The organism is Clostridium sp. UBA5712, from assembly GCF_002419845.1.
Taxonomy (GTDB): Bacteria; Bacillota; Clostridia; order Clostridiales; family Clostridiaceae; genus Clostridium_J; species Clostridium_J sulfidigenes.
Genome location: NZ_DIGW01000010.1, coordinates 44,682 through 62,834, shown reverse-complemented (window position 1 = coordinate 62,834; position 18,153 = coordinate 44,682). Strand labels below are relative to the sequence as shown.

Below are 18,153 nucleotides of genomic sequence, written 5' to 3'. Positions count from 1 at the left end.
TTATTGAGAAAACTCACAAATTAAGGGTAACTGAGTATTATAATAATATACTTTATCTGGTGTATGGCCATATTATTGTTGATTTCCGATATTAAGGAAAAAGATAATAGTGGTTCAACATTAGACTAAAGTCAATTGATAATGGAGGAAATTTATGGATGAAAGAACAAGTATAGGTGTAGGAGTTAGTAAAAATACAATCTTAGTTAATGCCATTTTAGGAACAATTAAAGTATTGGTAGGTATTATGTCTAGTAGTAATGCGATGATTGCAGATGGTATCCATTCTTTTTCTGATGTGATTAGTACTATAGGAGTAATAATAGGACTAAAGCTTTCCAATAAACCTGATGATAAATGCCATCCTTATGGACATGAAAGAATTGAAAGTATTTCTTCTTTGTTTTTATCTATAATGCTTTTTGTGGTTGCTATATCTATAGGATATTCTGGTATTAAAAATATTGTTTTAGGAGAAATAAAGAATCCAGGAATCCTTGCTATTTGGGCTGCTATATTGTCTATTATCGTTAAAGAGTGGATGTATTTTTATACAATAAAATATGCTAACAAAATAAATAGTTCTGCTCTCAGAGCAGATGCTTGGCATCATAGATCAGATTCTTTTTCTTCAGTGGGAGCTTTAATTGGAATAATTGGAGCTAGAATGGGATGGCCAATTTTAGATTCAGTAGTTGCCATAGTTATTTGTGTTGTAATTATAAAAGTAGCCTGTGATGTATTAAAGCAAAGTGTAAATCAATTAATAGATACTTCTGCAGATGAAGAAATTATAAGTGATATCAATGAAAAACTTCAGACTATTGAGGGCGTAAGACATATTGACAGTATAAAAACGAGACAACATGCTAATAGAGTATATGTAGATGTAGAAGTGTCTGTAGATTCAAAACTTACAGTAGAAGAAGGACATGACATAGCAATAAACATACACCATGGTGTCGAAAAAAATAATAATATTAAGCATTGTATGGTTCATATTAATCCTTATAAGTATAATTAATATGAACATTAAATTAAAACGATGGATTATATTTGACCTAAATAATTTTTTGACTTAAATAAGAGTAAAAATACTATATGCAATATAATTTTATATTGCATATAGTATTTTTTAGTAAGGGGTTACGTTTAATTATATTCTATTTAAGTTCAAAAGATTGGCAGTCTGTACATTCAACTACTGTAGGATTTTGTTCATGAGTTCCTACTTTAATTTGATTTAATGTACAGTAGTTTTCGTTACGATTATTGTACTTGCAGTTGTTGATTGTACATTTAATAGATTCATTTTTTTCCATTTAAATTCACTCCTTAAAAAGTTTTTGTATTAACTACAAAGTTAGTATGGCTTTTATATTTGTTATTATTCCTTGTAATGTTTATTAAAAATATAAAAATTTATTTTGTAGTGTAATTAGAACCAAATTGAGAACGGCAGAATTCTATGAAATAGCCTTGAGGATGTAGACAAACAGGACAAGCTTTAGGAGCTTCCTTCCCTTCATATATATATCCACAATTAGTACAAAACCATTGAATTGATTCATCACGTCTAAATAAAGTCTCTTCTTCTAATTGCTTAGCAAAATAATTAAATCTATCTCCATGAATTTTTTCTACAGAAGCTATGTTGATAAATAATGTAGAAATAGCATTAAACCCTTCTTCTTTAGCAATTTTAGAAAAATTACTATAAACATCATCGTATTCTTCATACTCATTGTGATGAGCAGCTTTTAACAATTTTAGAGTTGAATCATATAAGTCTACAGGATATGCACCATTTCCTATTTCTATATTATTTCCAGCTTCTTCTTTTAATTTTTGATAGAATTGATTAGCGTGAGCCATTTCTTGGTTTGCAGTATAATTAAATACTTGCTCAACTATGTAAAGTCCCTCTTTTTTTGCAAAGCTTGCAGCAATAGTATATCTATTTCTTGCTTGACTTTCACCAGCAAAGGATCTCATTAAATTAATGCGAGTTTCACTATCTTTAAAATTCATTTTTATTACCTCCAAATTTTTAAATCTTATTACTAAGTTTCCAAAAGTAGAGTAATTTTATTCATAACTTTTAAAAGTAAGTTAAAGCAAGAGTTAAATTGATACGAGAACATTATCAGAGTTAGCTTATATAAGTTGAAATAGTATGTACTTAGAATCTGATAAAGATAAAGAGAGTATGAAGTAGAATTAAATGTTAATACAGTAGGTATATGTACATTACTTCAATTTATAGACATTGATTTAAAATAGAGTGAAAGATATAATAAATCTATCTGTGGTTTTATATTTTCATAGCCCATGAAAATATGAAAAATTTACTGCTAAGGGACAAAAGTAGTAATTAAAAATTTCAGGGAAGGTAGGAATAATATGAAATTAAGTATTATTAAAAGGGATTCAAGAGTTAAAGACTTTGATATGGAGAGAATACATATAGCCATTAAAAAGGCTTATGAAGAAGTCCATGGAAATGACTTTGTGTTTAAAGAACATTGGAGTGACTTAGAAATTAACATAGAAAAAACTATTATAGAGTTAGGAAAAGAAGAGCTGTTTATTGAAGAAATTCAAGACATAGTAGTTAAGGCTTTAAATAATAAAGATAAAACTGTATCAAAGGCCTATGAAGATTATCGTGAAAAGCGTAGAATTGCAAGAGATACTAATGGTGATACATATAAAAAATTAGATAAGGTACTTCAATGCTCTGATATTATGAACTCCAATGCTAATGTGGACGAGCATAGTTTTGGTGGTCGTAAATTTGAAAGTGCAAATGTAATATTAAAAAGGTATACCCTAGATAAGGTAATAAAGCCTGAAATAGCAAGGGCACATATTGAAAATAGATTATACATACATGACTTAGATAGTTATGCTACGGGAATGCATAATTGTAGTTTCCCAGATATAAAGAAACTGGTTAACAATGGATTTATTACTAGAAATGGGGATGTAAGAGGAGCTAATGGACTATCTACAGCATTTCAATTAGTAGCAGTAATATTCCAAATACAAAGCCAAGAACAATTTGGAGGTACAGGAAGTTGCCATATAGATTATGATTTAGAAGAGCAGGTAGATATATCTTTCAAAAAGCATTTTTCTGATGCACTTTTTTACTTTGAAGATAAAGAATTAAGCTGGAAAGAGTTAGATTCTGAGATATGCGTAGAAAATAAAGAAGAGCTAAAGAAGAAATATCCTAAGCTAACAGCTTTTGCATTAAGAGAGTTAGATAGAGAGGGTATGCAATCAGCTCAAGGCTTATACCATAATCTGAATACACTAGAATCAAGACCAGGTTCCCAAGTACCATTTACATCTATAAATTTAGGAAGAAGAACTACAGTTGCTGGTAGGATGCTTACTAGATGGCTTATGCTTGCTAGTATAGATGGAATAGGAAAACATCATAAAACAAGTATATTCCCAATAGCAATCTTCCAATATAAAAAAGGGGTTAATGATACAGAAGAAACTCCAAATTATGACTTAAAGAAGTTAGCTATAGAATCTATGTCTAAAAGAATATATCCTAACTGGGTAAACTGTGATTGGAGTAAGAATGTAGAAGATTTAAGTAATCCGGATACAGCTATGGCAACTATGGGATGTAGAACCTTAGTTGGATTTGATAGACATGGTATGGGATATTCAAAGGTAGGAAGAGGAAATGTTACTCCAGTAACAATTAACTTGGTAAAAATAGGTATAAAACATGGGATATGTTTAGGAGAAAGAGAAGAAGCTAATCTTGAAGGTTTTTGGAATGAATTAAATGAGCTTTTAGAACTTTCAGCTACAGCCTTAGTAGATAGATTTAAATATATATGTTCACAAAGTGCTAAATCAGCCCCTTTCATGTATAGAAATAAAAGTATGTTAGGTGGAGAATATGACTCAGACACTTGTATTTATGATGTAATGAAACATGGAAGCCAAGCTATAGGATATGCAGGTATTGCAGAAATGTGTCAAGCTCTCTTTGGAAAAGATCATGGTGATGATAAGGATGTTCATAAGTTTGCATTATCGGTGGTAGAAAGAATTTCAAGGTTTGCAGAGGAAGCTTCAGAAAGATACAATTTAAACTTTGGTTGTTATGCAGCGCCAATTGAGTCTACTTGTGGAACTATAATAACAGGAAATAGAGAAATTAAAGGTTTAAGGGATGAATTTGGAATTATAAAAAATGTAACGGACAGGGAGTGGATAACTAATTCACATCACATACCAGTTTGGAAAAATATAGATGTATTTACTAAGTTACAACTTGAGGCTCCATTTACTAAGTACCCTACTTCAGGATGTATAACTTATGTAGAGTTAGATAGTTCAGTAGTAGAAAATCCAAAAGCAATAGAGCAAATCATAGATTATGCCTTTAGCTTAGACATTCCGTATTTAGCTTTCAATTTCCCTATAGATACTTGCTTAAAGTGTGGCTATCAAGGAGAATTTAATGATAGATGTCCAATTTGCCATAGCGAGGAAATAGAACAACTTAGAAGAGTTACAGGATATTTAACTACAGATTATCGCAACTTTAATAAAGCTAAGCAAGCTGAAGTTAAAGAAAGATTTAAACATAGTACTATAACTAAGCTATAGGAAGGAAAATAAAATTGATTGATACTATAAGATTAATAGGATATAATCCTTGTTCTTTAAATGAGGGAGTAGGTCTTAGGGAAGTATGCTATATAGCGGAATGCACTCATAAGTGTCCAGGATGCCAGAATGAAAAGTATTGGTATGAAGAGGGCGATTTATATAAAATAGATGAGGTTGTAGATAAGCTTACTAAAAATCCAATTACAGATATAACTATAAGTGGTGGAGATGGGCTAACTGTTCAGTATGAAAATACTCTAGAATTACTTAAGAGGTTAAAAGAAAAATGTAATAAAAATATATGGTTATATACAGGATATACTTGGGAGCAGTTATTTTCATTGAATAAAGCTGAAGTTTTAAAATATATAGATGTAATTGTAGATGGAAGATTTGAAATAAGCGAAAGGGATGTAACTCTAAAATTTCGAGGAAGTAGCTCACAAAGAATTATAGATGTTAAAGAAAGCCTTAGGGAAAATAATGTTAAAGAATTTAAGTTGTAAAAATTAATATAAGAGCATTAGAAAGAGGAGAGACGCAATGAGAACAAGAGGATTTGAAATAGTTACAGATGAGAAAAGAAAGCATCCACAGGAAGACATACAGTTACCAACAAGGGGAAGCAAGCATGCTATAGCCTATGATATATATTCACCTATAGATGTAGTTATAGAGCCTATGGGTAAGCAATTAATATGGACAGATGTAAAGTCATATTTTCAACCAGGGGAAGCTTTGATTATTAATGTTAGAAGTTCTATGGGAAGTCATCCAGTTTTAATGGCTAATGCTCAAGGCTGGGTAGAGTGTGACTATTATAACAATCCTAAGAATGATGGAAATTTGGGAATAAATCTTTTAAATCTAGGAAAAGAGCCTTATATAATTAAAAAAGGTGATAGAATAGCTCAAGCTATGTTTATACCTTTCTTAGTAAGTGATAACTGTAATACTGAAGAGGAAAGAATTGGAGGTTTTGGTAGTACAGGTAAATAATAAGTTTTAATTGGTGTATTTATTCTTTAGAACAAGGGCACTATATTCTTAATCTTTTATTAACGCTTATAAAGGTAGGGATATGGCAAATGAAAAGAACTATGATAACAGTAGTAAGTTGGACTTTAATTATTTCAGCTATTTCTATGGTATATTTTTTTAACATTATTGAAAGAAAAGAAAATGAACCATTTGTAGAAGCTATGGTAAGTGATAATTTATTAGTTAATAATAAAATCATTGAGCATATAGGCTTAGCAGAAGAAGCTTTAAAGGAGTTCGGGGCTATGAGTAGTGAAGAAGCTGCAAAGCTTTGGGCAAAGGGAATGATGACTAGAAATGGAGTACTTCAATACGCTGTTATGAATAAGGAACTTCAGCAAGATTTTAAAAATCATCTTTCTAATGAAAATAATACATCATGGGTAACAGGGACTTCAAGTCCATGGATTACTAGCTATGAAATCATAGACCAAGTTGATGTAAGTAGCAAGGTTAAATTGCATAAGATAAAATTCAATTTAACTACAGCAGAGGGCAATGAGAAACCAGTCTATAACACATTAACTATAATGTACAATAATAATAAATGGGCTATTTCAAGTATAAGGTAGATTAACTTTGTAGATAAATATATTATAAAGAAGTTCTTATTTATGGCGATATATAAGAACTTCTTTTGTTTCGAGGTTTATTGTAGTAAATAAGCTTAAGAAATAGTATAATTGTGTAGCATAAGTTAATAATGTGGAAATAAACAATAAACTTAAGTATTAAATAAGTAATGTTGATATATAATTTAGAACATAGAAAAATTTAAAAAGTAAAATAAGGGAGACAATTATGAAAATAAAACTAAACTCCAATATTGCTAAAAGAACTATATCTAATATTATTGTAGTTTCAGTAGGGATTATACTGTTTTTTATAATAAAAAATCTAGGAGGTATTTTTAATAAAGTAGGAGAAGTAATTAAACTATTAATGCCATTTATATATGGTTTTTCTATGGCATATTTATTAGCTATACCATTAAAGTTTTTAGAAGATAAAGTTCTTAAATTTATGGACAAGAAAAATCAGTACAAAGCAAAAAGGTTTATTTCAATAACTATTACATATATATCTGCAGCTATATTAATTAGTATTGTATTTTCTATATTAGTTCCAGAGCTGAGTCGTAGCATATATACACTTTTAGAAAATATACCTGACTATATTAAGGCTCTAGAGGAATACATAAATAATATAGTTATAGCTTTAAATTTAAATGGTGATATGGTAGAAGATATAGTAAAAGATTTTAATAGCATATCTAAGTATATAACAAGTATTGCAGGCACAGCAGTGTTAGATTTATTCCAATTCTCTGCTAATATTACTCAATATATACTAAACATATTTATAGCAACAATTATATCTATTTACTTATTAGCAGGAAAAGAAAAATTTTTTGCACAGATTAAAAAATTCTTATATGCTATGTTACCGGAGAAACCTGTAAAATATGTAATAGAGCTCACTAGGTCTAGTCATAAAACTTTCATAGGTTTTCTTGGTGGTAAGTTGTTAGATTCATTAATTATAGGAATCATATGCTTTGTGGGTATGAAGATATTTAAAATGCCATATCCACTTCTTGTAAGCTTTATAATAGGAATAACTAACATTGTCCCGGTATTTGGACCATTTATAGGAGCAGTTCCTAGTGTTATAATTATATTTATTGCTAGTCCAATTAAGGCATTATGGTTTATATTATTTATTTTAGTGCTTCAACAGTTTGATGGAAATATATTAGGGCCTAAGATTTTAGGAAACTCCACAGGATTGACTGCATTTTGGGTAATGTTTGCCATACTTTTAGGAAATGGATTATTTGGAGTGGTAGGAATGATATTAGGAGTTCCAACATTTGCTGTGATTTATTCAATTATAGTAAGTGTAATTAATAATGTACTAAAGGAAAAGGGATTGCCAGTAGAAGCTAAGGAGTATGCAGCTCCAGAAAATAAAATTAAATTTTAGAAAATGTACATTAATATGTTGAGATATGAGGTAGATCTATATCTCAACATATTTTTATTTTATAGTCTTAAGTTTGTTACAAATTCTAGTAAAAAATAATCCATATTTCAATAATAATATAATGTTAAGAACACATTTCAAAATAATTACAGATATTAATATTGTTAATAAAGGAAATATGATGTATAATTTAACTGAAAATATAAAAATGAGGTGTTAATTATGGATTTTATGTCCTTTGAAGATGTTATAGCGAAAATTCAAGGTGTAACTCATAGTAAAGTAGTATATAATGAGGATGAAGTAGAAGAGGTTCATATAATTGCAAATACTACAAGATCACCTAAACAGATTGTAAGAGACATCGAATCAGCACTTCTTGCGATATTTAATTATAGAATAAATAGAAAATTAATTAGTATAGCTCAAATAGATACTGGGGAAACGAAGTCTATAAAGAGAATTAGATATGAAGGTATTTCTTTAGAAGTTAAAGATAATAACGTAAGATGTGAAATTAGATTAAATATGGATGATGATGAGTATACGTCTACGCAAACTGCAATTGGAACAAGTATTAATAGACTTAAGGTAGTAGCTAAAGCTACTGTGTCAGCTGTAGAAGAAATAATTGGACAAGTCTCTGTTTTTGATGTAGAGGATATAGTAGTAAATTCAATTAGAAATATATCCTATGTAACCGTTATTGTAAATATGATAAATGACATTGCAGAAGAAGTTCTAATAGGAACTGCCATTGTAAGAAATGATGTAAATGAGGCAATAGCAAAGGCCACTCTTGATGCAATAAACAGAAGAATAGAAAAATAGTTAAACTGATTTAATGGCCGATTATATTTAAATTATATTTAAGTTTTATTTATCTTCCCTTAGCGGAGTGGAAATTATGACAGATTTTTAGCGGATCTTTGTTAATTTGCATATAAGGGGGATTTTATAATGAAAAACATGAAAAAAGTTATGCCAGCTTTAATAGCTTTACTAGCTTTAGCAATGGGTGGTGGTTCAACTATCACTTGGATATTTTAATAGTTAAGATTAATAAATAATCGGCCTTAAATATATCGGAGGAATAAGATGAATAATATATCTTTAAAACAAAAAAGATTTTTTATTTTAATTTATTTAGTTACTGTAATTTCTTTTGTAATTCCTATAATGAATGGGAAAATGGAAATTGAAGTTGGTAATTTTACAAATATTATAGTATTCATAATTTTAACAGCAATTACAGAATCATTTACAGTATCATTTAAGAATATGTCTTTTAGTACAAGTTTTGCTGTAACTATAGCTTCCTTTGTGTTATTTGGAACGTTTGAATGCATTATAATTCTTATATTAGGATTTTTATGTAGAGTAATTAAGGTTGATGAAAATATATATGGATATAAGTATAAACATGTATTTAATACTCCACTATATGGAACAATATTTAATTGTTGTGCGTTAATATTACCAGTTGTAGTTGGTAATTTTTTTTATAAAACCTTAGGTGGACAATTTAGTCTAAGCTTTATAGTTAGCAATATAGGACCATTGATAGTATTTTGTTTTGCTTTCATAATAGTTAATAGTTTAATAATGTCTATATTAATGTCTATAGTTACAAATAAGAATGTAGTATTCTGTTTTACGGGTAATATAAGAATGGGAATATTAAATTCTGTAGTTATGATTCCAATAGGAATTTTATTAGCACTAGTATTTATTAAGTATGGTTATTTAGGCATAGCATTCATAACATTTCCATTATTGTTAATTAGATATACTCTATTACTATATTCAGATTCAAAATCTCAGTTTATTGATACTGTTGAAGCCTTAATGAATGCAATTGATGCTAGGGATCAATATACAGAAGGACATTCTAGAAGAGTTGCAGAGATATCTGTAGCTATTGGAAAAGAGTTAAAATATAATCAGTGGAGTATTGAAGAATTAAATATAGCTGCTATGCTGCATGATGTTGGTAAAATTGGAGTTAGTGATGCTATTTTAAATAAACCAGGTAAGTTAACGGATGAGGAATTCGATGCAATAAAGGAACATCCGGAGATAGGAATTAAAATAATTAAGGATATTAAAAATATTGATTATGTTTATCCTGTAGTTAGAAACCATCATGAAAGGTATGACGGAAAAGGATATCCAGATGGTAAAAAAGGTGATGAATTACCTTTAAATGTTTACATAGTTCAACTAGCAGATACGGTGGATGCTATGGCATCTGATAGGCCTTATAGGAAAGGACTTTCGGAAAGTATTATTTTAGAGGAAATTAAAAAATATTCAGGTACTCAATTTCATCCTAAGGTGGCAGAAACTTATTTAAGAATTGTAGGAAAGAATGGTGGAAAGTTGCCTTAATATAATAATTAAAAATAATTTAACTTAAAATATTTTACATATATGGGGGATAGACATGTTCTTATTTTCAGTGATTCTTGGAGTAGTATTAGGATATTTGCTAAAAGGAAATATAGAAAATTTAAATAATCTCGAAATTAAAGGATGGTGGCTTATAGCCCTAGGGTTTTTAGTGGAATTTATAATGAAGATTTTTCTTAAATCAGGAAACCTTCAAATTGGAAGTTTAACTTATGTTTTAAATATAGTAATGTATAGTTGTATAATGGCATTTATATATATCAATAGAAAATATAAGATGATTTTAGTGATTGGGATAGGCTTTTTATTGAATATAGTGGCTATATTCGGAAATGGATGTACTATGCCTATTAGTACAAAGGCTATGGACATATTAAATGTAAGTGGACCAGTAGAAACTAAAGGTTTATATTCTATTATTAGTGGAGAAACAAAGTTTAAATTTTTAGCAGATGTAATACCATATAAGTTATGGAAGTATGGGGGTATAGCCAGTATTGGAGATATTATATTATCTATAGGTATCATTGGTATTATAGTAAAGGGAATGAAGCTTAGGGCAGATTAAAATAAATATAAAATTATATATTTAATGCTTATAGAACACCTTTTAGGTGTTTTTGCATATTACATAGAATAATAAAATATAATTGTTGAAGAAGAAAATAGGTATAAATTCAAGTAGTTTCAAGTAAAATTCAAGTTATATTAAAAAAAAGTGTATTGACTACAAATTAACAATAATATATATTTATACCATGGGTAAAAAAGGATTTACATAAAGTTATAACATAACTCAATTGAAAAAATTGATAAGGGGGAGGAAATATGGCGTTAAAGGTAAATAATCTTGCTAAGAGCTATGGTGATAAATTGGTAGTTGATAATTTAAGCTTTTCCATAGAAGAACCGGGAGTTTTTGGATTATTAGGAACTAATGGTGCAGGAAAAACTACTACCATAAGAATGATGCTAGGAATGTTGAAAAAAGATAATGGGACGATTACTTGGAATGAGAAATCGTATAATTCTAAAGAAGTTTCAACAGGATATTTAGCAGAAGAACGTGGTATATATTCAAAATTTACTGTGTTAGATCAATTAATATACTTTGGTGAGTTAAAAGGAATGACTCGCAAGGAGGCGTTAAAAAGTATTGAATATTGGCTTGAAAGATTAGAAGCTACTGAATATAGAGATAAAAGAGCAGAGCAATTATCTAAGGGTAATCAGCAGAAAATACAATTTATTGCAGCCTTAATATCTAATCCAGAAGTACTAATTTTAGATGAACCTTTAAGTGGACTTGATCCAGTAAATACAGATTTGTTTAAAGATATAATTAAGGAAGAAATAGCAAGAGGTAAATATATAATAATGTCAAGTCACCAAATGAGTACTATAGAAGAGTTTTGTGAGAATCTTGTTATACTTAATAAAGGCAAAACTGTGTTAAGTGGTAACTTAAAAGAGATTAAAAAATCTTATGGAAGAAATCACTTAATTTTAAGTTGTGATGGAGATATAAAAGAACTATTGGAAAAAGCTAATATGAAAATTTTAAATGAAAATCAAGATTATATAGAGTTAAGTATTAATAGTGAAGATGAAGCTACAAGTTTACTTAAAGAAATATTAAGTAGAAATATTCAAGTTATTAGATTTGAGCTTAGGGAACCAACTCTTCATGAAATATTTATTGAAAAGGTAGGTGAGTAGAATTGAGTATGGATAATTTCTGGAAGGTTACAAAATTCACTGTAGCTCAACAAGTTAAGGGTAAGGCATTTAAGATTTCTACCACCATAATATTGATAGCGGTGCTTATATTAACATCATTAGTAAACTTTATTCCTGCAATTTTTGGTAAGGATGATGACAGTAAAGAGGCAACTAATGGTAGCAAAGAAATTGGAATAGAGACTGCTTATTATATGAATGACTCTGACCTGAAGGTAGATTTAGAGTCAGGATTAAAAGTAGCTTTTCCAAATTTAAAATTAAAAAAGGCTACAGAAAGTAGAGAGGCTATATTAGAAAAACTTAAAACCTTAGAAGATAAGATGGTTTTAGTTTCTATTAGTAATGAAAACATAGGATATTACGTGGAGGTAATAACACCCACTAGTGATGCTGTGTCTTCAGAGGATGGACAAATACTAGCGGAAACTATATCTAGTATTTTAAATAATAGTAGATTAATTAAGGCTGGAGTATCACAAGAAGAGCTAGTAAAATTATCTACACCTATAAACACTCAAGTATTTACTGCAGGTGATGAGGATGATACCTTGGAAGATATGATAATAAAAATGGTATTTCCTATGGTAGCATGTATGCTACTATTCTATATAATTTATTTTTATGGATATTGGGTTGCCAGTTCTATAGTTGCAGAGAAAACCTCAAGAGTAATGGAATTATTACTTACATCAACTAAACCAATGGAACTTGTTGTAGGTAAGTGTGTTGGTATGGGATTCTTAGCAATAACTCAGTTTGCATCTATATTATTAACTGCCTATATATCCTTTGTAGGAAGTGGAGCTATAGTTAAGAAGTTTATAGATACATCTGCAAATATATTTGATATATCAGCAGTACTTGGAAAAATTCCGGTGATACAAGTGGTATTAATAATACTGTTCTTCATATTAGGATATGTATTGTATGCTATTATAAATGCTTTAGTTGGTGCAACTATAAGTAAGTTAGAAGATTTAAATACAGCTATAATGCCAGTATCATTTATTTCAATAATAGGTTTTTACATAGCATATGCAGCAATAATGTCACCAGAATCAGTGATAGGAACCATTGCAACCTATGTACCATTTTCAGCACCATTTTATATACCATCTATGATTTTGTCAGAAACAATAGGTATAGTTCAGATGGGAGTTTCATTATTAATATTAATAGCAACAATTGTAGTGTTGACTCTATTTACAGCTAGGGTATACTCTGTAGTAATACTTCATACAGGTAATAGACTAAAAATAAAAGATCTATTCACCATATTTAATAACGAAAAATAGTATAAGGAAATTATAAGTTTAAAGCTAACTAAGAATAAAATTGTAAAAGATTATTCCTAGTTAGCTTATCTTATCTAAAGATAGTATGAGTAGAAGGTTCATTTTCTCCATATGGAGAATGCTCATTAGCTTTATTTTTAACACCTTCTTGGTATTTAGGGGATATTGGATCAGATTTTAGTGAAGTAGTTTTTTTATTTTTAGTTTTACAAGAATTTTTAGACATAATACTTCCTCCTTAATATAAGTAATATTATCATTTGTAGAATTACATAAAATAATACTAGTAATATATTGTATATATGGTAGTAGTGTTATAGTAAAAATTCATGTTATTGTATTATTTATCTAAGTCTAATTTATTTATAATATCATCATAGGTTGTCTTAGTATTCTTTGAATCTTTATAGTTAATGTAATAATGGGAAGGGCTTGAGTCCAATATGATTTCAATGAAGGGACCCTCTTTGCTAGCTAAGAATAGCTTAGCTTCAATATCATTCTCTAGACTATAATTTCCTTTTTGGATTCTACCCATACCTATGCCGCCTGTCCTAATATGAATTTTAGGCATTTCATCTACTAGGGAAACACTTTTTATTTTATCCTTTGGAATTGAAGCATTAACTCCACTAGATATTTTTATAGAAGTATCAGTGATTGTTACTTTAGTTGAGGAATAACCAATAGCCATTATAGGTATACAAGTTATCAGCATAATAAATATAACTATTATTAATACAATTTTTGTTTCTTTACTAGAGTTTGGATTATGGTCAAAGCGTTGACAATTATAAATAGAATACAGTAGTACAATTACAGTTAGAACTATAAAAATAGATAAAGAAATATTAAAAAAATAATTTAATATAAATCCGATAATATTCAAACTAGAGATAAAAAAGAATGTTTTACTCATATAATTTCCTAAGGCTTCAATTTCCACATTTGCTTTTTCTTCTTTATTCATAGTGTTGTATCCTGAGATTAGCCAATACCACTTTAATTTACTTATGCATATTCCAATACCAAAGAATAAGGATGCAATAATTAAAAGTACAATATTTATTCCCATATAGATTCCTCCTAAATACAGTATATTATATACAAATTATATGATTAGTTATGAAATATATCAAGAAAATAATGTAATAAATATAAAATATAAGAAGTGAAATTTAAAATGTATATGTTGAGTTAAAAAATATGTTAAATAAGTATTGACTATGTTTGTTGAGTATTATATTATTAAGAAAATTAAAATATTTATCCCAATAAGTATTAAAATTAAATTTAGATAATTAAGAGATGTTATTTAGGGTAGAGGAGCTTTTACCAAAAGTATTCTTGAGAAGTGGGCACACGATGATACAAGAAGAAAGGGGAGAAAAGCCGAAGAGAATAACCTGGCAAGGATATTCTCTGGGATAGTACAAAATATGTGCTATACTGCCACTATGAAAATAGTGGAGAGCTACAAAGTAACACCTGTTGTGTTCATAGTGAATTAAATTGAGCGTGACAAGGGTGTTCCTTTGTCCGCCTTTTTTTATTTTTGGTACATAAGTACCCAAATAAATATTACTCTCATAAACTTATAGTGGGGAGCTGAAAGGAGAATTTACTATGAACTTATTTGGAACAATGAATGTTAAAGAAAACAATCTTTTTGTGGGTGGAATTAATACTTTAGAGCTGGTTAAGAAATTTGGAACTCCTCTTTACGTCATGGATGAAGAGCAAATTAGAGATAACTGTAGAAGATATATGAAAGCTATGGGTGCAAAAATAAATGATAACAAAGTAGCCTATGCTGGAAAAGCATTTTTAACTAAGGCTATTGTTCAAGTTATGAAGAATGAAGGCCTATGCCTGGATGTTGTATCAGGAGGAGAAATTTACACTGCTATAGTCAGTGAATTTCCTATGGATAAAGTATATTTTCATGGAAATAATAAAACTATTGAAGAGATAAAACTAGGAATAAAAGCGGGTGTTGGAACCTTTATTGTGGACAATATGATGGAATTGGAGAATATTAATAATATATGTGAGGTTTATGGAAAAACTCAGGATATATTACTTAGAATAATTCCGGGAATTGAGGCACATACTCATGAATATATCAAGACTGGACAGATTGATTCTAAGTTTGGATTTACTCTTTTGGAGGATAATATATTTAGAGTAGTAAAGAGTATAAGTGAGCTTGAGAATATAAATTTAAAAGGACTTCACTGTCATATAGGATCGCAGATATTTGATATAGAACCATATAGAGAAGCTGTAAGGATTATGATTAATTTAATGAATAGTATTAATAATCATTTTGAAATTACTATGACAGAACTTAACCTAGGTGGAGGTTTTGGTATATATTATGGTGAAGGTGACGATCCCAAAACTATAGAGGAATATTGTGCTGGAATTTTAAATGAAGTAGAGAGTTGTAGTAGAAAATTACAGATGAAAAATCCTAATATAATAATAGAACCAGGTAGAAGTATAGTTGGAAATAGTGGAATCACTTTATATACTATTGGAGGAGTTAAAGAAATTCCTAATATTAAAAAATATGTATCTGTAGATGGGGGAATGACAGATAATATAAGACCATCATTATATAGTGCACAGTATCAAGGATTAATAGCCAATAATGTAGAAAATAATGAAGAAGCTATGGTTACTATTTCTGGTAAATGTTGTGAATCAGGAGATGTATTAATTAATGATATAAGTCTTCCAAAGGTAAAAAAAGGTGATATATTAGCAGTGCTTTCTACAGGAGCCTATTGCTATTCCATGAGTAGTAATTATAATAAGATTCCTAAGGCACCAGTGGTTTTAGTTGGAAAATTAGGACCAAGGCTCATATGTAAAAGAGAAACCTACGAAGATATGTTAAGAAATGAATTAGATTTAGACATTATATAGTAATTAATTTTAGCTTATAACAAGAGATACAGGTGAAAGGAAATGAAAATATAAAAAGGGAGTGATATAAACACGGGGATACTAAAAAAGTATCCTCGTGTTTATCACTCCTTTTTAGTTACCTACTGGGTGTTCAGTAGTGCTAGTATCTACAGTTACAGCAGAAGTTTTAGAAACTAATTTTCCATTTTTGCTTTTAAATATTTCAGTTGATATAATATAGTCCATTATATTGTTAATTTCTGTAGGTGATATACTATCTTTAACAGAGTTAACTGTAAGATTAAATTTATTTTCCGTTTCATCCTTAAAGGTCATAACTAATTTTTTTTCCATTATTAATCCTCCTTATTTTTTAGAATTATAATTATGAGAGAGTAGAAATTTTTTATCTTTAGCCTTCATTCAAAGTATAATCATCTAGTTTTTTAATTTCTGTAGGTTCACTTATTAGTACAGATCCAATTACTATGCCTAAATTGTAGACCTCTTCATCAGTAGCAGATCCACTTACCTTTGAAAACTTTTGACTTTGAATTTTCGGACTACCATCCTGGTTTTGCCCCTTTGTATATTTAATAACTAAGGCTGTATTATTTTTAGTATTTGTTATTGTCATAGTATCAACTCCTTTCAATGAACATATATGCATTTCAAGATAAAAGTGGAAAATAATTATAGAACTTTGAAATTTAGAAAGATAATATAGTAAAATTAAGAAGATGAATATTTAATAAGTCATTATTTAAAAATATATAGATAAGTGTATAGAGTGTTATAATAAGTGATTTGAATTTAGGAGGAAACAATGAAGAGAATTAGAGATTATGAAGTTACTGTAGGAAAATTACCAAGGGGAGAAAAAAATAAAATTACTGATGTAAAAGGAGTAAGGGTAGGTCATGTTACATTAAAAGATGGAGATGTAAACACAGGAGTAACAGCTATATTACCCCATGATGGAAATCTATTCAAGGATAAAGTATATGGAGCTGTTCACGTAATAAATGGTTTTGGAAAGACTGTAGGAACCATACAATTAGAGGAACTTGGAACAATTGAAACACCAATTATGCTTACAAATACTTTAAATGTGGGGACAGTAAGCCAAGGATTAGTCAGATATATGCTTTCAATAAACACTGATATAGGTGTTGAAACAGGAACTATTAACCCTATAGTTGGAGAATGTAATGATGGGTATCTAAATGATATTAGAGGACTTCATGTTAAAGAAGAGCACGTATTTGAAAGTATAAATAATGCATCTACAGATTTTTTAGAAGGAGCAGTAGGAGCAGGAACTGGAATGAGTTGCTTTGGGTATAAGGGTGGCATAGGATCTTCTTCTAGAAAAATAAATATAAAAGATGAAGAATATACACTAGGTGCATTGGTATTATCCAATTTTGGAATCAAGGAAGATTTTATACTTAATAACAATGATATAAAACCTATGTTATATGGGAATAATATAGGTGTAAATATAACTAATACAAACTGTAATATAGATAATTTGGAAAAGGGATCTATTATGATAATTTTAGCTACAGATGCTCCGCTATCACCAAGACAATTGAAAAGAGTGGCAAAGAGAAGTATTGTGGGTATAACAAGATTAGGTTCTTATCTTGGAAATGGAAGTGGTGATATAGCAATTGCTTTTAGTACAGCTAATAAAATTAAACATTATGAGGAATGTGTAACTAGTAAAGTTAATGTAATTAATGAAAATTATATCGACTTCTTTTTTAGAGCAGCTGCAGAAGCGGTAGAGGAGTCAGTTCTAAATTCTCTAATTACAGCCGACACAGTTATTGGGCGAAATGGAAATAGAAGAGATGGGTTATCTAAATCCTTAGATTAATAAACAGGATTGTATATAAGAATTAGAGTATAAGTCACTTAAAATTATTGACATGAAATATATTAAATGATAAATTATTTATAATAGGATTTATTTACACAGGAGATGGTTGTAGTGAAATACTTGTCAAATAGAAAATATGAACATCATCATAGATGCAAGGTCTTATAATTATGGTTTTAAAATTAAGCCATAGATAGGGCCTATTTGTGCGAGGGCAAATGT

Annotated in this window: 19 protein-coding genes and 1 riboswitch; of the genes, 13 read left to right on the top strand and 6 right to left on the bottom strand. The window is 29.1% G+C overall.

Annotated elements, in window-relative coordinates:
* Nucleotides 1–154 precede the first annotated feature (154 nt).
* Nucleotides 155–1,024 carry a cation diffusion facilitator family transporter gene (locus B3B03_RS04325; protein ID WP_346876559.1) on the top strand — a complete coding sequence of 290 codons (870 nt, stop codon included), beginning with the start codon at nucleotides 155–157 and terminating at the stop codon, nucleotides 1,022–1,024.
* Nucleotides 1,025–1,163: 139 nt separating this feature from the next.
* Here B3B03_RS04325 and B3B03_RS04320 read toward each other — a convergent pair whose 3' ends face one another.
* Together B3B03_RS04320 and rbr are read right to left on the bottom strand one after the other, a co-directional pair.
* On the bottom strand, nucleotides 1,164–1,322 hold the full coding sequence (locus B3B03_RS04320) for a DUF1540 domain-containing protein (protein WP_346847494.1): 159 nt from the start codon (nucleotides 1,320–1,322) through the stop codon (nucleotides 1,164–1,166).
* 100 nt (nucleotides 1,323–1,422) lie between these two features.
* Nucleotides 1,423–2,031, bottom strand: coding sequence for a rubrerythrin (gene rbr / locus B3B03_RS04315; RefSeq protein ID WP_346876558.1), 609 nt, complete (start codon nucleotides 2,029–2,031; stop codon nucleotides 1,423–1,425).
* A gap of 372 nt (nucleotides 2,032–2,403) precedes the next feature.
* On the opposite strand from rbr, the gene nrdD reads away from it, so the two are divergent.
* From nrdD to B3B03_RS04265, 10 genes are all read left to right on the top strand, one after another.
* Nucleotides 2,404–4,647 carry an anaerobic ribonucleoside-triphosphate reductase gene (nrdD, locus tag B3B03_RS04310; protein WP_346847492.1) on the top strand — a complete coding sequence of 748 codons (2,244 nt, stop codon included), beginning with the start codon at nucleotides 2,404–2,406 and terminating at the stop codon, nucleotides 4,645–4,647.
* 14 nt (nucleotides 4,648–4,661) lie between these two features.
* Nucleotides 4,662–5,156, top strand: a complete 495-nt coding sequence (gene nrdG / locus B3B03_RS04305) for an anaerobic ribonucleoside-triphosphate reductase activating protein (RefSeq protein WP_346847491.1) — start codon at nucleotides 4,662–4,664, stop codon at nucleotides 5,154–5,156.
* Nucleotides 5,157–5,193: 37 nt separating this feature from the next.
* Nucleotides 5,194–5,649, top strand: coding sequence for a dUTP diphosphatase (locus B3B03_RS04300; RefSeq protein WP_346847490.1), 456 nt, complete (start codon nucleotides 5,194–5,196; stop codon nucleotides 5,647–5,649).
* Between the two features lie 89 nt (nucleotides 5,650–5,738).
* Nucleotides 5,739–6,263: a hypothetical protein gene (locus tag B3B03_RS04295; RefSeq protein ID WP_346847489.1), complete on the top strand. Its 525-nt coding sequence runs from the start codon at nucleotides 5,739–5,741 to the stop codon at nucleotides 6,261–6,263.
* Nucleotides 6,264–6,492: 229 nt separating this feature from the next.
* A complete protein-coding gene (locus B3B03_RS04290) occupies nucleotides 6,493–7,677 on the top strand; it encodes an AI-2E family transporter (protein ID WP_346847488.1) in 1,185 nt (394 codons plus the stop codon).
* Between the two features lie 222 nt (nucleotides 7,678–7,899).
* Nucleotides 7,900–8,508 (top strand): hypothetical protein, encoded by a 609-nt coding sequence (locus tag B3B03_RS04285; RefSeq protein ID WP_346876557.1) that lies wholly within the window; start codon nucleotides 7,900–7,902, stop codon nucleotides 8,506–8,508.
* Nucleotides 8,509–8,775: 267 nt separating this feature from the next.
* Nucleotides 8,776–10,068, top strand: a complete 1,293-nt coding sequence (locus tag B3B03_RS04280; protein ID WP_346847486.1) for an HD-GYP domain-containing protein — start codon at nucleotides 8,776–8,778, stop codon at nucleotides 10,066–10,068.
* A gap of 55 nt (nucleotides 10,069–10,123) precedes the next feature.
* Nucleotides 10,124–10,657 carry a DUF5317 family protein gene (locus B3B03_RS04275; protein ID WP_346876556.1) on the top strand — a complete coding sequence of 178 codons (534 nt, stop codon included), beginning with the start codon at nucleotides 10,124–10,126 and terminating at the stop codon, nucleotides 10,655–10,657.
* 260 nt (nucleotides 10,658–10,917) lie between these two features.
* Entirely contained in the window at nucleotides 10,918–11,808 is an 891-nt protein-coding gene (locus tag B3B03_RS04270) for an ABC transporter ATP-binding protein (protein ID WP_346876555.1), read from the top strand.
* A gap of 8 nt (nucleotides 11,809–11,816) precedes the next feature.
* Nucleotides 11,817–13,127, top strand: a complete 1,311-nt coding sequence (locus B3B03_RS04265; protein WP_346876554.1) for an ABC transporter permease — start codon at nucleotides 11,817–11,819, stop codon at nucleotides 13,125–13,127.
* A 70-nt stretch (nucleotides 13,128–13,197) separates the two neighbouring features.
* On the opposite strand, the gene B3B03_RS04260 is transcribed toward B3B03_RS04265, so the two are convergent.
* Together B3B03_RS04260 and B3B03_RS04255 are read right to left on the bottom strand one after the other, a co-directional pair.
* Nucleotides 13,198–13,353, bottom strand: coding sequence for a hypothetical protein (locus B3B03_RS04260; protein WP_346847482.1), 156 nt, complete (start codon nucleotides 13,351–13,353; stop codon nucleotides 13,198–13,200).
* A 114-nt stretch (nucleotides 13,354–13,467) separates the two neighbouring features.
* Nucleotides 13,468–14,202 carry a DUF3784 domain-containing protein gene (locus B3B03_RS04255; protein WP_346876553.1) on the bottom strand — a complete coding sequence of 245 codons (735 nt, stop codon included), beginning with the start codon at nucleotides 14,200–14,202 and terminating at the stop codon, nucleotides 13,468–13,470.
* 238 nt (nucleotides 14,203–14,440) lie between these two features.
* A riboswitch (Lysine riboswitch) is annotated at nucleotides 14,441–14,612 on the top strand.
* A gap of 141 nt (nucleotides 14,613–14,753) precedes the next feature.
* Here B3B03_RS04255 and lysA point away from each other — a divergent pair.
* A complete protein-coding gene (lysA, locus tag B3B03_RS04250; RefSeq protein WP_346847480.1) occupies nucleotides 14,754–16,061 on the top strand; it encodes a diaminopimelate decarboxylase in 1,308 nt (435 codons plus the stop codon).
* A 114-nt stretch (nucleotides 16,062–16,175) separates the two neighbouring features.
* On the opposite strand, the gene B3B03_RS04245 is transcribed toward lysA, so the two are convergent.
* Both B3B03_RS04245 and B3B03_RS04240 read right to left on the bottom strand, forming a co-directional pair.
* Complete coding sequence (locus tag B3B03_RS04245; protein ID WP_346876552.1) at nucleotides 16,176–16,397, bottom strand: DUF2922 domain-containing protein; 222 nt, start codon at nucleotides 16,395–16,397, stop codon at nucleotides 16,176–16,178.
* Between the two features lie 58 nt (nucleotides 16,398–16,455).
* The gene (locus tag B3B03_RS04240; RefSeq protein ID WP_346876551.1) at nucleotides 16,456–16,680 is read right to left on the bottom strand and encodes a DUF1659 domain-containing protein; all 225 of its coding nucleotides are present in this window, start codon (nucleotides 16,678–16,680) and stop codon (nucleotides 16,456–16,458) included.
* Between the two features lie 189 nt (nucleotides 16,681–16,869).
* Here B3B03_RS04240 and B3B03_RS04235 point away from each other — a divergent pair, with 189 nt between their 5' ends.
* Nucleotides 16,870–17,928, top strand: a complete 1,059-nt coding sequence (locus B3B03_RS04235; RefSeq protein ID WP_346876550.1) for a P1 family peptidase — start codon at nucleotides 16,870–16,872, stop codon at nucleotides 17,926–17,928.
* Nucleotides 17,929–18,153 lie beyond the last annotated feature (225 nt).

Coding starts and splice junctions, on each gene's coding strand:
- B3B03_RS04325 (WP_346876559.1), top strand. CDS start 155: ATGGATGAAAGAACAAGTATAGGTGTAGGAGTTAGTAAAAATACAATC.
- B3B03_RS04320 (WP_346847494.1), bottom strand. CDS start 1,322: ATGGAAAAAAATGAATCTATTAAATGTACAATCAACAACTGCAAGTAC.
- rbr (WP_346876558.1), bottom strand. CDS start 2,031: ATGAATTTTAAAGATAGTGAAACTCGCATTAATTTAATGAGATCCTTT.
- nrdD (WP_346847492.1), top strand. CDS start 2,404: ATGAAATTAAGTATTATTAAAAGGGATTCAAGAGTTAAAGACTTTGAT.
- B3B03_RS04300 (WP_346847490.1), top strand. CDS start 5,194: ATGAGAACAAGAGGATTTGAAATAGTTACAGATGAGAAAAGAAAGCAT.
- B3B03_RS04295 (WP_346847489.1), top strand. CDS start 5,739: ATGAAAAGAACTATGATAACAGTAGTAAGTTGGACTTTAATTATTTCA.
- B3B03_RS04290 (WP_346847488.1), top strand. CDS start 6,493: ATGAAAATAAAACTAAACTCCAATATTGCTAAAAGAACTATATCTAAT.
- B3B03_RS04285 (WP_346876557.1), top strand. CDS start 7,900: ATGGATTTTATGTCCTTTGAAGATGTTATAGCGAAAATTCAAGGTGTA.
- B3B03_RS04280 (WP_346847486.1), top strand. CDS start 8,776: ATGAATAATATATCTTTAAAACAAAAAAGATTTTTTATTTTAATTTAT.
- B3B03_RS04275 (WP_346876556.1), top strand. CDS start 10,124: ATGTTCTTATTTTCAGTGATTCTTGGAGTAGTATTAGGATATTTGCTA.
- B3B03_RS04270 (WP_346876555.1), top strand. CDS start 10,918: ATGGCGTTAAAGGTAAATAATCTTGCTAAGAGCTATGGTGATAAATTG.
- B3B03_RS04265 (WP_346876554.1), top strand. CDS start 11,817: ATGGATAATTTCTGGAAGGTTACAAAATTCACTGTAGCTCAACAAGTT.
- B3B03_RS04260 (WP_346847482.1), bottom strand. CDS start 13,353: ATGTCTAAAAATTCTTGTAAAACTAAAAATAAAAAAACTACTTCACTA.
- B3B03_RS04255 (WP_346876553.1), bottom strand. CDS start 14,202: ATGGGAATAAATATTGTACTTTTAATTATTGCATCCTTATTCTTTGGT.
- lysA (WP_346847480.1), top strand. CDS start 14,754: ATGAACTTATTTGGAACAATGAATGTTAAAGAAAACAATCTTTTTGTG.
- B3B03_RS04245 (WP_346876552.1), bottom strand. CDS start 16,397: ATGGAAAAAAAATTAGTTATGACCTTTAAGGATGAAACGGAAAATAAA.
- B3B03_RS04240 (WP_346876551.1), bottom strand. CDS start 16,680: ATGACAATAACAAATACTAAAAATAATACAGCCTTAGTTATTAAATAT.
- B3B03_RS04235 (WP_346876550.1), top strand. CDS start 16,870: ATGAAGAGAATTAGAGATTATGAAGTTACTGTAGGAAAATTACCAAGG.